This is a genomic window from Haloarchaeobius salinus (assembly GCF_024464185.1).
Taxonomy (GTDB): domain Archaea; phylum Halobacteriota; class Halobacteria; order Halobacteriales; family Natrialbaceae; genus Haloarchaeobius; species Haloarchaeobius salinus.
The window spans coordinates 74,152-87,489 of record NZ_JANHAU010000003.1 but is presented as its reverse complement, the minus strand read 5'-3'; the positions used below and the strand labels follow the sequence as shown (position 1 = coordinate 87,489).

Below are 13,338 nucleotides of genomic sequence, written 5' to 3'. Positions count from 1 at the left end.
CGAGTATTTATTTATTGGGGAGTGTTACCAAGGGGTTTGGTTCGTGTCAGCAAGGCCTTTCCCGCGGAAATTTTCGCCCACCCCCTCACTTAATAACTGGCGAAAAATTCATAAATGGCTGGAGGTTACGTTCGGTTAGCAAGGACTCGACACCGCGTCGAGGCGCTTGCCCTCCACCCACGATGACAGAAACCCGTACCCGGACGAGCGGTCGCGAGACCGCCGTTCGCGAGCGCGACGTCTCCGAACAGACACGCACGCGAGAGCAGTGTCCCGAGTGTGGCGGCCGACTCGCCACCGACGATGGACGCGGCGAGACCGTCTGTGCCGACTGCGGGCTCGTCGTCGAGACGGAGTCCGTCGACCGCGGCCCCGAGTGGCGCGCGTTCGACGCCGCCGAGAAGGACCGGAAGTCCCGCGTCGGTGCCCCGACGACGAAGATGATGCACGACAAGGGGCTGTCGACGACCATCGGCTGGCAGAACACGGACGCCTACGGCCGGTCGCTGAGCTCGAAGCAGCGCCGCAAGATGCAGCGCCTGCGAACCTGGGACGAACGGTTCCGCACCCGCGACTCCCGCGACCGCAACCTCAAGCAGGCCCTCGGCGAGATCGACCGCATGGCGAGCGCGCTCGGCCTCCCGGACGACATCCGCGAGACCGCGTCGGTCATCTACCGGCGTGCCCTCTCCGAGGACCTCCTGCCGGGACGCTCCATCGAGGGCGTCGCCACCGCCGCACTGTACGCCGCCGCCCGACAGGGTGGCGTCCCCCGCAGCCTCGACGAGGTCGCCCGCGTCAGCCGCGTCGACGACATGGAGTTCAAGCGGACCTACCGGTACATCGTGCGCGAGCTCGGCCTCGAGGTCGAGCCCGCGGACCCCGAGAGCTACGTCCCCCGGTTCGCGAGCGACCTCGGGCTCACCGACGAGGGCGAGATGACCGCCCGCGAACTGCTCCGCGACGCCAAGGAGGCCGGTATCCACTCGGGCAAGTCGCCGGTCGGCCTCGCGGCCGCCGCCGTCTACGCCGCCTCGCTGCTGACGAACGAACGGGTCACGCAGAACGAGGTCAGCGAGGTGGCCGACGTGAGCGAGGTCACCATCCGGAACCGCTACAAGGAGCTGCTCGAGGCCGCAGATGCGTCGGACGCGAGACCCTAATCGCGGGTCTCGACACGCACCTCGCAGTTCTCGACGATACGCGGGACCATCGTCGCCACCTTCTCCCCCGCGTTGAGGTTCGTCGAGACCGCGACCCCCGTCCCGTCGCTGAGCGGCACGCGCAGGAGCAGTCCGTCGTCGAACCCCTTGACGACGAAGTTGAAGCGGCCGAGTTGCAGGAGCTCCTCCTGGAACGAATCCCCCATGCGTCCGTCGAGACAGAGGTCCGCGGCGAGCGCGTCGAGGTCCGAGGGCTCGTACTGCTCGCGGAACGTCTCGTGGAAGTAGTGGATCTCCAGCACGTCCGCGTTGTAGGCCGCGACCATCGTGAGGTCGCGACCGAGTTCGTCACGCAGCCGGTCGACGATGCCGTCCGTCCGGTCGACGATCCGCTTCCCCGGGGGCGTCTCGTCGACGAACTGGGCCCTCGCCGGCGACTGCGTCGGGCTGTCGTAGGTCATCCCAACGGGCGGAACAATGATACTGCTGGTTAAAAAACCGGGTAGTTTGGCTCGTCAGTCCGTCGTCGGGGCGAGCCGCGGCTGTGCGTCCGCGAGCAATCGGTCGAGGGCGTCGACCATCGCCTCGACGCTGGCTCGGGTGATGTCGGCGTCGCTGTGGGCGACGGTCACTTCGTCGTCGTCGCGGGCCATCGTCACCTCGACGGTCACGAGGGCGTCGGTGCCCCCGGTGATGGCGTCGACGTGGTACGCCGTGAGGTGGACATCGGTCGCACCGCCGACGGCCTTCCTGACCGCCGACACCGCCGCGTCGACCGGCCCGGAGCCGGTGCCGCTGGCGACGCGCTCGACGGTCCCGCCCGACTCTTCAGCCTCGGCGACCTCGGCGTCCGAGAGGTCCTCGGGGCCGAGCACCGACGGGTCCACGTCCAGCCTGACGCTCGCGGTCGGGGTCGCGCTGCCGGCGGTCGCGGTCACCTCCACGAGCTCGACCCGGCGGTCGCGCTCCCGGCCGGTCACGTCCTCGGCGACCGCCAGGAGGTCGGCGTCGGTCACGCGGCGGCCCCGCTCCGCGAGGTCCTTCACGCGCCCGACGACGACCCCGAGTTCCTCCTCGGTCACGTCGACATCGTGTTCGGCGAGCGCGGCGCGGACACCGGCCCGGCCGGCGTGCTTGCCGAGGACGAGCCGGCGCTCGCGGCCCACCGCCTCCGGCGGGTACGGTTCGTACATCCGGTCGTCCTTCAGCGTGCCGTCCGTGTGGATGCCGGACTCGTGGGCGAACGCGTTCGCGCCCGTGACGGCCTTGTTCGGCGCGGGCCGCATCCCCGTCGTCCGGGCGACCACGCTGCCGAGGTCGTACAGCGTCTCCGTGTCGAGCGTCTCGACGCCGTAGACGTGCGAGAGCGCCATCACGACCTCCTCCAGCGCGACGTTGCCGGCGCGCTCGCCGACGCCGTTGACGGTCGCGTGGACGAGGTCCGCGCCGGCCTCGACGGCCGCCAGCGCGTTCGTCACGCCGAGTCCGAGGTCGTCGTGCGTGTGTGCGCTCACGGGGCCGACCGCGGCCAGGCGCTCGACTGCCTCGGCGGTCTCCTCCGGGCCGGCGTGGCCGACCGTGTCGGCGAAGCAGAACCGGTCCGCGCCCGCGTCGAGCGAGACCTCGGCGAGCTCTTCGAGGTAGTCGAGGTCCGCACGCGAGCCGTCCTCGCCGATGACCTCGACCCAGAGGCCGTGCTCCTTCGCGTACTCGACGAGTTCGACGGTGGAGTCGAGCACCTCCGCACGCGTGGAGCCGACCTTCCGCTCGACGTGGCGGTCGCTCGACGGGACGACGAGGTTCACGCCGTCGACGTCGCAGCCGAGCGCGCTGTCGATGTCTCCCTGCAGTCCGCGGGCGAAGCTCGTCACGGTCGCGTCGAGCCCGAGGTCGGTCACACGGCTGATGGCCGCGCGCTCGCCCTCGCCCGTGCAGGCCGAGCCGGCCTCGACCACGTCGACGCCGGACCGCTCCAGCGCCGCCGCTATCTCCACTTTCTCCTCCGGGGTCAACGAGACGCCGGGTGCCTGTTCGCCGTCGCGCAGTGTCGTGTCCAGAAAGCTGACGTCAGCGTTCGAGAGTGTGTGTTCGGGGGAGCCCCCGAATAAATCGGTCACCGGTCATATGCCACTCGATCCGTGACCGCACACGGTAATCAACGACTCCGTCGGACAGACCGAACTGTCGGACCCGCAAAAACTGCCGTCGGTCAGTCCTCGACGTGGACGATGTCGCCCGGCTCCACGTCGGCGGCCGCCCCCGCCGGGAGTTCGACGATGGTGTCGGCGGTCGCCCGGCCGATACCGACCCAGGGCCGCAGGCGCTTCTTGTGGACGACCTCGTCGTCGACGAGCCAGAGCGCGTCGATGGCGAACGGGACGAACACCATGTGCAGGTCGTGGGTCGACGGCCGGTCGAACCGGAACACGAGCGCGTAGTCGTCGGGGATCGAACGTCGGAACATGAGTCCACGGGCCCGCGAGAGGAACGAGTCGGCGAACTCAACGGTCGAGGCCAGCGTCTCGGACGACAGCTCGTCGTCGCCCCTCGCTTCGTAGTGGACGAGTCGCACGGGGGAGGCTTCGTCGGCCCCCGATTTAGGTCTGCGGGTCGCTCCCGTCCCCGGGTCGCCCTCAGAACGGCACGTCCGAGAGGTCCTCGGCGGTCGGACGGGACTCCTCGCCCATGCCGGTCTCGACGGTGACCTCGGTCAGTTCGGGGATCTCCGCCGGGAGTCGGGCGCGCAGCGCCTCCGTCGTCAGGCTGGAGATGCCACAGCCGTCGCAGGCACCGGAGAGCAGCAGGTGCACCTCGCCGCTCTCGGCGTCGAGGCTCGCGATGTCCCAGCTCCCTCCATGCATCTCGATCTGCGGGAAGTTCCGGTCGAGGAACGCCCCGATGCGGTCGCGAAGCTCCGCCTCGTCGGTCATAACTGTTCGGAGGAACGCGAGAAGTATAGACGTTGGCATACGACCCCGCTTCCCCGTGCGAACGGTTTTTGTGCTGTGTTCCCTAGCGGGGGTGAACACCCGGCCTCCACGACAGACAATGACACGAACGGTAGCGATACTCGGCGGCGGTATCGGCGGTCTGAGTGCAGCACACGAACTCGCGGAGCGCGGGTTCGACGTGACGGTGTACGAGCGCAACGACCGGTTCGGCGGGAAGGCCCGGAGCTTCCCCGGCCCGGCGGACGGCGACGCCCACCTCCCGGCGGAGCACGGGTTCCGGTTCTTCCCGGGGTTCTACCGGCACGTCACCGACACCATGTCCCGCATCCCGGTCGACGGCGGCACCGTCGCCGACCGGCTGACGACCACCGACGAGCTCCTGCAGGCGGTGACCGACGGCGACGACCGGCTGATGCGCGTCGGCGCGCCGCGCTCGGTGCGGGAGTGGCGTGAACGCATCCTGAACGTGTTCGGCTCGGAGGTGCCCCGAGACGAGGCGGCGTTCTTCGCGAACCGCCTGCTGACCCTGCTGTCCAGCTCGGAGCGACGCTGGCGCGAGGAGTACGAGCAGCGCTCCTGGTGGGAGTTCATCCGCGCCGAGGAGATGTCACACGCGTACCAGACGTACCTCGGCTACGGCATCACCCAGTCCCTCGTCGCGATGCGCCCGCAGGTGTCCTCGACGCGGACCATCGGCCGCATCTACCTGCAGATGCTCCGCGGGCTGTTCGACCCGGACCTCCCCGCCGACCGGCTGCTCGACGGCCCGACGAACGAGGCGTGGATCGACCCGTGGGTCGACCACCTGCGCCGCCGTGGCGTCGAACTCGTCCCGAACGCGGCCGTCACCGCAGTCGAATCCGACGGGGAGCGCGTCACCGGTGCCCGAATTCGGTACGACGGTCCCGACGGTGACGAGGAACGAATCGAGGCGGACCACTACGTCCTCGCGGTGCCAGCGCCCGCCGTCGCGGCGCTGCTCACGCCCGAACTGGAACGGGCCGCCCCCTCCCTGTCCGGCGTGCGGAACCTCGACCACGGCTGGATGAACGGCGTGCAGTTCTACCTCCGGGAGGACCTCGCGCCGGTCCGGGGGCACGGCGTGTTCTACGACTCGCCGTGGGCGCTGACCGCCGTGAGCCAGCGTCAGTTCTGGGAGCGCTACGACTTCGACGCGTTCGACGAGACCGAGGGTGTGCTCTCGGTCATTATCTCGGAGTGGGACGAACCCGGCATCGTCTACGGCAAGCCGGCCCGCGAGTGCACCCGCGAGGAGATCGTCGACGAGACCTGGGCACAGCTCCGCGCCCACCTCGGCACCGACCTGTTGAACGAGGCCACCCTCGTCGCCAGCCAGCTCGACCCCGCCGTCGGGTTCGACGAGGAAACGGGCACGGCGACGAACGACGCCGAACTCCTCATCAACACCGTCGGAAGCCTCCAGCACCGCCCGGACGCGGCCACCGAGTGCCCGAACCTCTACCTCGCCGCCGACTACGTCCGCACGGAGACGGACCTCGCGAGCATGGAGTGTGCGAACGAGGCCGCCCGACGGGCCGTCAACGCGCTGCTCGACGATGTCGGTCACCCCGCGAAGCGCTGTGAAATCTGGCCGTTCGAGTGGCCCGCCGTCTTCGAGCCGCTGCGCCGCCAGGACGACATCGGCCAGCGCCTCGGGCTGACCCATCCCGGCGAGGGCGCGTCGTCGCTCTGGTCGGCGTACCGGGACGTGGTACGGCCCTAGGTCGGGTTATACAACGACCTCGCCGCCGTGCTCTCGCGGGTCGTCGGTCGTGTTCTGTGGATGATTGAGGCGGATAGCCGTCGTCTCGTTGACGAAGTAGTTCGCAGCCAGTCCGCCGTCCGCAACCCACACGCTCCCGTCGGTACAGCCCTGGAACGTCACCCCACCGGTGACGTGGATGATGAATCCGTCAGGGGTCCGGTTCACGACGGAGGTGTCGCTGGTAACGCTGAGCCCGAACTCGGCCGAACGGATGCTATCGTTCCACGCCAGGGCCTCAGCGTGGCTCTCTGCGAACGCGATGGCCGTCTCACGGGTGACGTTCGAGGGCAGGTCGGGAACCGGTCGTTGCTCGTACTCGACCGTCGTCGAACACGGAGAGTCCGTCGGCGTCGTCGTCCCCGGCGCTGGTGTCGACGACGAACAGCCTGCGAGGACCAGGCAGAGACACAGCAGGGCGATTCCGTGTCGCATGACCGAGGTATCGGAGAACACAGGCAAGTGTCTTCGGGAGGTCTCGACACGAGAATAGTTGACGGCTATTGTAGAACTTCGGCCTGCGTAGGGTTCCCGGACTGTGGCGTCGTCGTTGTCCGACCAGCCGGATGGCGCGCGGCTGGCGAGCGTGCCGAAGGCCGCTCGCCGCACTCGCGCGAGGGATGAGCATCGCAGGGAGCGCTAGCGACTGAGAAGCGCAATCGGCTGGGGAGGTCTGAGGTGCGGGGCGGTCGCGGTCGGGTGGGGCTGAAAGGGGCGAGCGTCTCGACAGGCGAACCGACGCAAGCACCGCAGGTACGAGGAGCGCAGCGAGGTGCAGCCGTCGAGACGCTCGGGGCTTTCCGGTTGTTATCGTCAATAGGGCCTGTTGGCCTCGAAGTCGCTTCCTGACCGTCCGTGTCCGAGACCGACCCGACCCAATCACGAGCCACAGATACTAGTCCCGATACGCGTCGCTTTTACCCACAGACCCGATACCGTCGGGTATGAGCGAGAAGATCAGCATCGGTCTCCGGGGGTGGCGCTTCGACGAGGACGAGGTGTTCACCGAGGATGCCGAGGTGCGTCCGTTCGACGAGATGAGCGACGACACACGTCGGCGGCTCGTCCGGCTCACCGTCATCTTCGGCGGGCCGTGCGACGCCTGCTGGCTGATTCACGGCGACGAGAACATCGAGCAGTGCAACGAGGCGGCGGCGGTGTACGGCGAACCGCTGAACGAGGCGGTGCTCTGCGACGAGCACGAGCTGGACTTCCTCTACTGGTTCCGCGAGGAGGGGGGCGTCGAGTACGCCGAGACGGAGGAGTTCGAGGACGCGTTCCACGAGTGGTTCCTCGACGGTGGGCGCGCGCCGGAGGGCTACGCCGGGATGGAGCACGTGGACACGGACCCGCGTGACCTGCCGACTCCCAACCTACCGGACCCCGAGGAGTTCGCCGACCAGCAGGAGGAAGAGGAGGAGAAGCGCATCGACCTGCGGAACATGGAGTTCGACCGGGACTACCCGACCGGCGACGACGCATGAGCGTGCCCGCAGTCGCGGTGGTCGACGCGAAGACGCCGGGCAACGTCGGCACCATCGCCCGGGCGATGAAGAACTTCGGGCTGTCGGAGCTGCTGCTGGTCGACCCGCCCGAGGGTGTCAAGGAGAAGCACGGCGAGGCGTGGGGGTTCGCGGGCCGGGCACGGCGCGACGTGCTCGCCGACGCCCGCGAAGTCGAGTTCGACGACCTCGTGGAGAACTACTACACGGTCGGGCTGACGGCGACGACGAACGAGGACTGCCGGAAGCACGTCCGGTTCCCCTACTCGACGCCGGCGGAGCTCGCGGACGACCTCGCCGAGCTCGACGGCGACAGCTGCATCGTCTTCGGCCGCGAGGCCAACGGGCTGCACAACCGGGAGCTCTCGCGGCTCGACGCGGTCTGCTCCATCCCGGCGAGCGACGAGTACCCCGTGCTGAACCTCGGGCAGGCCGCGACGGTGACGATGTACGAGCTGCGGGACCTGACCGTCGAGGAGACCCAGCTCCCGGACCGGCAGCACGAGCGCGCCGACGAGGAGCTCATCGAGCACCTCTACGAGAAGTTCGAGGACCTGCTCGACGGGATCGACCACAACGACGAGAAGCGACACAAGACCGTCAGGATGGCCCGCCGGGTGTTCGGCCGGGCGCACCTGACCGAACGCGAGACCCGGACGATGATGGGCATCTTCCGCCGGGCGAGCGAGGAGCTCGAACGCGGTCGGGACCTCCGGGGCCGCGACCACGAGCGGTAGGCCGGCTGACGTGTGTCAACCGTACCGGAAAGCATTTGTCCGACGCGAAAGACTATTCAGTAATCGATAGGTCAATGCCCCTCCAGAGCCGCCAGCGACGGTTCCGCCCCGTCGCACCGCCCACCGCGCCCCCCGACGTACAGCTCGACGACCGACAGCCGACGACAGCCGTCGACGAGTAGCACCATGGAACAGCTCCTCCCCGCCATCTCGTTCGGTACGCTGTTCACCATCATCGTAGCGGTCCCCACGCTCGTCGCGTTCGCCGTCGGCTTCTCGCTGTTCGTCCCCGGAGCGTCGCCCCGCGAGTTCGCCCGCGAGCTCGTGCGGACCGACTGGAAGTACCTCGGCGTCGCCTGGGTCGTCACGCAGGGCGTGAACACCATGGCCGGGACCTTCCACTCCGGCGCGGCGTACACCGCCGTCATCTACGACCTGGAAGGGACAGCCGTGCTCGCATTCCAGGCGGTCACGTGGGAGCCCTTGACGTACTTCATGGCGTTGGTCTACCTCATCGGCTTCCCGTTCCTGACCCTGTTCACGTACTTCAAGCTGAAGGTCCACGACCGCGAGCAGGCACGGCGGTACTGTGCGGGCTACGCGCTGCTCGTCCTCTTCGCGCTGCCGTACTTCCTGGCGTTCCCCGTGGCGGTAACGTCGGAGTACCTCGGGCAGACCGCGAGCGGCGAGCCGGTGATGCGCGCGCTGCTGTACGACCTGCATCCCATCGTCAGCGAGGGCATCACCACGACCGACACGCTGGTGAAGGCGTTCCCGAGCCTCCACACCGGTATCTCGGCGATGGCAGCGCTGTACGCCCGCGAGACCGACCGGCCGTACGCCTGGCTCGCCGGGATCCTCACGGTGCTCATCATGTTCTCGACGTTCTACCTCGGCGTCCACTGGCTGAGCGACGCCGCCTTCGCGCTGGTGCTCGTCGGCATCGCGTACTACATCTCCCAGCGGATGCCCGATCCGGCGGTGTACGAGGCGCGCGTCGCGGACCTCCTTCCCATCGGTTCCGACGAGAGCGAGACGCGGGCCCAGCGCGCCGACTGAGGACTCCGGAGAACCAGGTGGTCGCCGTTCAGGCCCGCTTCTGTATCTCCTCGCGTAACGTGTCGCTGACGACGTCGCCGTCGGCCTTCCCCCGTAGCGCGCCCATGCACTCACCCATGAGCGCGGAGAACGCACCCATCCCCTGCTCCTCTACCTGGTCGGCGTTGCGCTCGACGACCTCGACGACGGCCTCTCGGACCTCGCTCTCGTCCACGCCGCCGAGGTCCTCCTGCTCGACGGCCTCCGCGGCGGTGAGTTCGGGGTTCTCGGCGAGCGCAGTCAGCAGGTCCGTGAGCCCCTCGTTGGGCACCTCACCATCGTCGACGAGGTGGAGCGAGTCGCGCAGGTGCTCGTCGGTCAGATCGGCGACGGGCACGTCGTCGCGACGTAGCTCCGTCAGCGTCGATTCGAGCGTGCCGGCGGCGAGCGTCGCGTCGACGCGCTCGGCGACGACCGACTCGAACAGCGGCATGTGCGTGCCGTAGGCGACCTGCTCGGCCAGCCCGGCGTCGAGGTCGTACTCGGCCTGGTAGCGCTCGACCTTCTCGGTGAGGAGTTCGGGCTCCTCGACCTCGCTCGGGTCCAGTTCGACCGGCGGCACGTCCGTCTCGGGGTACATCCGCGCCGCGCCGGGAAGCGGCCGCAGGTAGCGCGTCGTCCCGTCCTCGTTCGCGCCGCGGGTCTCCTCCGGCACGCCGTCCATCGCGGTCTCGGCGCGCTCGGCGGCGGCCTCGACGGCCGGTTCGGCGACATCCGCTCCGGCGGCGACCATCGCCACTGCGTCATCCTCGCCGGCACCGACGGCCTCGCGCATGGCCGCGACCTCGTCCTCGGTGACGCCGTAGGCCGGCAGTTCGTCCGTGTGGAAGATACCGCCCGCGCCGTGGCGCTTCGCGTGGTCCGACAGCTCCGTGCCGAGGCGGCGGTCCGGCTGGATCTCGCGACCCACGAGCCCGACGAAGCCGTAGAGCGGGACCGCGTACACCGCGCCGCCGTCGTCCAGCGCGCCGCGGACGACGCCCGAGTCGGTGTCTTCGAACACCCCGGTCACGTCCTGCACGTCGCCGACACCCGCGTCGCGTTCGTGGAGTTCGTCCCTGATGTCGAGCAGCGCGACCTGCCGGCCGGCCTCGTTGCGGACGATGTCGTCGATGTCGTCGAGGCTCTGGACGCCCTTCACCTCGACGCGCGCCCCCTCGGCGATGGAGATGTTCACGTCCTGCCGGATGGTGCCCAGCCCTCGCTTGACGTGTCCCGTCGAGCGCAGCAGCATCCCGATGCGCTCCGCCGCATCGCGGGCCTGCTCCGGCGACGAGATGTCCGGCTTCGTGCCGATCTCGACCAGCGGGATACCCAGCCGGTCGAGGCTGTACGTGACGCCCTCGTCGGTCTCCGCGACGCGCTGGGCGCTCTCCTCCTCCAGCATCAGGTCCGCGACCCTGACCGGGCCCTCGTCCGTCTCGATCTCGCCGTCGGTCGCCACGAGCGTCGACCGCTGGAACCCCGACGTGTTCGAGCCGTCGACGACCAGTTTGCGCATGACGTTGGCCACGTCCACCGGCTCCATGTCGAGCAGCTGGGCGATCTCGAGGACGACCGTGCGCGCCTCCGCGTCCAGCCGGTGCGGCGGCTCGTCGTCCGCCTCGACCAGACAGGTCGTGTCGTAGCCGAGGTAGGTGAACTCCCGTTCGACCTGGCTCTCCTCCAGGGCCGCCTCGTCGATCTCGCCCAGTTCGCTCTTGGTGGGGTGCAGATAGCGCGTGAACCGGTGCGTCGAGTCCTCGGCCTCGCGGAGCTCCGTCGGACAGGCACAGAACAGCTTCGTGTCGGTGTCGAGCTGCTGGTGTATCTCCAGCCCGGCCACCAACCCGAGCTCCTCGTAGTCGTGGTCGGTCATTGCGAGTTGGTCCGACCCGGAGGGGTAAAAAACCGTCCAGTCTCCCCCGATGTTACGAGTATCCTGGGACGTTGTCAGCGACAGTCGCCACCGAGCAGCGACACCTCTCAGAGTCAGGGTTCCACAGAACAGCCCGTCGCCCCTACTGCGTCGCCGCCTTGATGTCCTCGATCCGGACGATGTCTTCGCCGAGGCCCTCGCCGTCGCAGTCCTCGTCTGGACATCGGTAGTGCCAGCCGTCCCGTGTGGCTACGCGCTCCGAGAAGCGTCCACCACAGGACTCACAGAACAGCTGCCCTTTCTCGCATTTGTCCCGGTGTAGCTCCAGGGCGAGCTCCGTGCTGAACGACTGACTGCAGTCTCTGCAGGTGTACATGCTAGAATCCACTCCGGCATCCCCCATAACAACAGTGGATTGTTCGCCGTGACGCCGTCTATCGGTTACTGCTGGTAACTCTCTGCAGTCGTGCGGTTCGTCTGACGCCCGTCGAACGGATCCTCGGTGATAAAACTTTCTCCGCGATGGCCACCCCGGGTCGCGCGAGGCGTGGAATCGGGACGTCGTCGTGCAGGGCCGTCCCACGGTTCGGGGCCCGTGGGCCAACTCGGGAAACGGTCCGCGAGTCCAGCAGTCAGTCGTCGCCGAGGATGCCCGTGTGGGTCATCGCCTCGGGGTCGATGACCTCGGCGGCCTCCTCCTCGGAGAGGTAGCCCTTCTCGACGACGACCTCGCGGACGGACTTGCCCTCCTTGAGTGCGGCCTTGGCGACCTCGCTGGCCTTGTCGTAGCCGATGTGCGGGTTGAGCGCGGTCGCGAGCGCCATCGACTGCTCGACCTGCGTCTCGCAGTGCTCCTCGTTTGCCTCCAGCTTCGCGACGAACTTCCGGGCGAACACCTCGCTCGCGTTCGTGACGAGTTCGGCGGACTGGAGGAAGTTGTACGCACAGACCGGCTTGTACAGGTTGAGGTCGAGCTGGCCCTCCGCGGCACCGGCCGCGACGGCGGCGTCGTTGCCGACGACCTGCTTGTGGACCTGGTTGACGGCCTCGGCGACGACCGGATTCACCTTGCCGGGCATGATAGAGGAGCCGGGCTGGTTCTCGGGCTGCTCGATCTCGCCGAGCCCGTTGCGCGGGCCGGAGGCGAGCAGGCGCAGGTCGTTCGCGATCTTGTTGAGGCTGCCCGCGACGGTGCGGAGCGCGCCGTGGGCCTCACCCATCGCGTCGTGGGCGGCCTGTGCCTCGAAGTGGTCGTCGGCCTCGCGGAACTGGACGCCGGTCTCCTTCGTGATGTACTCCGCCGCGCGGGCGGCGAACTCGGGATGCGTGTTCAGCCCGGTCCCGACTGCGGTACCGCCGAGGGCGAGTTCGCCGAGGTGCTCGCGCACGTTGTCGACGCGGACGAGCCCCTTCTCCATCTGCGTGGCGTAGCCGCCGAACTCCTGGCCGAGGCGGACCGGCGTCGCGTCCTGCAGGTGGGTGCGGCCCGTCTTGACGACGCCGTCGAACTCCTCCGCCTTCGCGCGAAGCGCCTCGCGCAGGATGTCGAGCGCCGGGATGACGTCCTTCTCGACGGCCTCCAGCGCGGCGACGTGCATCGCCGTCGGGATGACGTCGTTGCTCGACTGGCCGAAGTTGACGTGGTCGTTCGGGTGGATCTCGCGGCTGCCGATGTCGCCGCCGTAGAGCTCCGTGGCGCGGTTCGAGATGACCTCGTTCGCGTTCATGTTCGAGGAGGTGCCCGACCCGGTCTGGAACACGTCGACCGGGAACTGGTCGTCGTGCTCGCCGGCGATGACCTCGTCGGCGGCCGCGACGATGCAGTCGGCCTTGTCCTCGGGGATCATTTCCAGGTCGCGGTTGGCCTGCGCGGCGGCCTTCTTCACGACGCCGAGGGCACGCACGAACCGGCGGCCGAACGTCAGCCCCGAGATGGGGAAGTTCTCGACGGCGCGCTGGGTCTGTGCCCCCCAGTACGCGTCGGCCGGTACCTGCATCTCGCCGAGGCTGTCCTGTTCGGTGCGGAAGTCGTCGGACATGGTCGAACCGACGAGCGACGGGGCGTAAAACCCACCGAATCCCCGGCGGTCCGTCCGGAAGGCCGTCACCTCCGCCGGGTAAGACAAGGAGACACTGAGTAACCGACTCTGAAAGTCGAACCAGGCGCGAAACGACTGTGCGAGCGGTCGGTTCTCCACCCCGGTCAGGTTCAGCCGACCTTACCGACCGCCAGATTTCAAAGCACG

Annotated in this window: 13 protein-coding genes; 5 read left to right on the top strand and 8 right to left on the bottom strand. The window is 68.5% G+C overall.

The features are described 5' to 3' along the window. Positions 1–182: 182 nt before the first annotated feature. Positions 183–1,163 carry a transcription initiation factor IIB gene (locus NO345_RS12745; protein ID WP_256299749.1) on the top strand — a complete coding sequence of 327 codons (981 nt, stop codon included), beginning with the start codon at positions 183–185 and terminating at the stop codon, positions 1,161–1,163. Here NO345_RS12745 and NO345_RS12740 read toward each other — a convergent pair. The 4 genes from NO345_RS12740 to NO345_RS12725 form a co-directional block, all read right to left on the bottom strand. Further along, positions 1,160–1,624 carry a DUF7522 family protein gene (locus NO345_RS12740; protein ID WP_256299747.1) on the bottom strand — a complete coding sequence of 155 codons (465 nt, stop codon included), beginning with the start codon at positions 1,622–1,624 and terminating at the stop codon, positions 1,160–1,162. The two genes, NO345_RS12745 and NO345_RS12740, sit on opposite strands and share 4 nt — an antisense overlap. 54 nt (positions 1,625–1,678) lie before the next feature. Further along, positions 1,679–3,280 carry a hydroxymethylglutaryl-CoA lyase-like TIM-barrel protein gene (locus NO345_RS12735; protein ID WP_256299745.1) on the bottom strand — a complete coding sequence of 534 codons (1,602 nt, stop codon included), beginning with the start codon at positions 3,278–3,280 and terminating at the stop codon, positions 1,679–1,681. Between the two features lie 92 nt (positions 3,281–3,372). Continuing rightward, on the bottom strand, positions 3,373–3,735 hold the full coding sequence (locus tag NO345_RS12730) for a DUF192 domain-containing protein (RefSeq protein WP_256299743.1): 363 nt from the start codon (positions 3,733–3,735) through the stop codon (positions 3,373–3,375). Between the two features lie 61 nt (positions 3,736–3,796). Continuing rightward, positions 3,797–4,093: a NifU family protein gene (locus NO345_RS12725; protein ID WP_256299741.1), complete on the bottom strand. Its 297-nt coding sequence runs from the start codon at positions 4,091–4,093 to the stop codon at positions 3,797–3,799. A gap of 118 nt (positions 4,094–4,211) precedes the next feature. Here NO345_RS12725 and NO345_RS12720 point away from each other — a divergent pair, with 118 nt between their 5' ends. Further along, positions 4,212–5,858 (top strand): hydroxysqualene dehydroxylase, encoded by a 1,647-nt coding sequence (locus tag NO345_RS12720; protein ID WP_256299739.1) that lies wholly within the window; start codon positions 4,212–4,214, stop codon positions 5,856–5,858. A gap of 6 nt (positions 5,859–5,864) precedes the next feature. Here the strand turns inward: NO345_RS12720 and NO345_RS12715 are convergent, their stop codons facing one another. Further along, positions 5,865–6,332, bottom strand: a complete 468-nt coding sequence (locus NO345_RS12715) for a hypothetical protein (protein ID WP_256299737.1) — start codon at positions 6,330–6,332, stop codon at positions 5,865–5,867. Between the two features lie 509 nt (positions 6,333–6,841). Between NO345_RS12715 and NO345_RS12710 the strand changes: the two genes are divergently transcribed. The 3 genes from NO345_RS12710 to NO345_RS12700 all read left to right on the top strand — a co-directional run bounded on the left by NO345_RS12710 (position 6,842) and on the right by NO345_RS12700 (position 9,195). Next, positions 6,842–7,381, top strand: a complete 540-nt coding sequence (locus NO345_RS12710; RefSeq protein WP_256299735.1) for a DUF8114 family protein — start codon at positions 6,842–6,844, stop codon at positions 7,379–7,381. Then, on the top strand, positions 7,378–8,136 hold the full coding sequence (locus NO345_RS12705; RefSeq protein ID WP_256299733.1) for an RNA methyltransferase: 759 nt from the start codon (positions 7,378–7,380) through the stop codon (positions 8,134–8,136). The genes NO345_RS12710 and NO345_RS12705 overlap by 4 nt, the downstream gene beginning before the upstream one ends. 186 nt (positions 8,137–8,322) lie before the next feature. Beyond that, the gene (locus NO345_RS12700) at positions 8,323–9,195 is read left to right on the top strand and encodes a phosphatase PAP2 family protein (protein WP_256299731.1); all 873 of its coding nucleotides are present in this window, start codon (positions 8,323–8,325) and stop codon (positions 9,193–9,195) included. A 28-nt stretch (positions 9,196–9,223) separates the two neighbouring features. Here NO345_RS12700 and gatE read toward each other — a convergent pair whose 3' ends face one another. The 3 genes from gatE to NO345_RS12685 form a co-directional block, all read right to left on the bottom strand. After that, positions 9,224–11,092, bottom strand: coding sequence for a Glu-tRNA(Gln) amidotransferase subunit GatE (gene gatE / locus NO345_RS12695; protein ID WP_256299729.1), 1,869 nt, complete (start codon positions 11,090–11,092; stop codon positions 9,224–9,226). A gap of 142 nt (positions 11,093–11,234) precedes the next feature. Then, on the bottom strand, positions 11,235–11,468 hold the full coding sequence (locus NO345_RS12690) for a transcriptional regulator (RefSeq protein WP_256299727.1): 234 nt from the start codon (positions 11,466–11,468) through the stop codon (positions 11,235–11,237). A 256-nt stretch (positions 11,469–11,724) separates the two neighbouring features. Next, the gene (locus tag NO345_RS12685) at positions 11,725–13,131 is read right to left on the bottom strand and encodes a class II fumarate hydratase (protein ID WP_256299725.1); all 1,407 of its coding nucleotides are present in this window, start codon (positions 13,129–13,131) and stop codon (positions 11,725–11,727) included. Positions 13,132–13,338 lie beyond the last annotated feature (207 nt).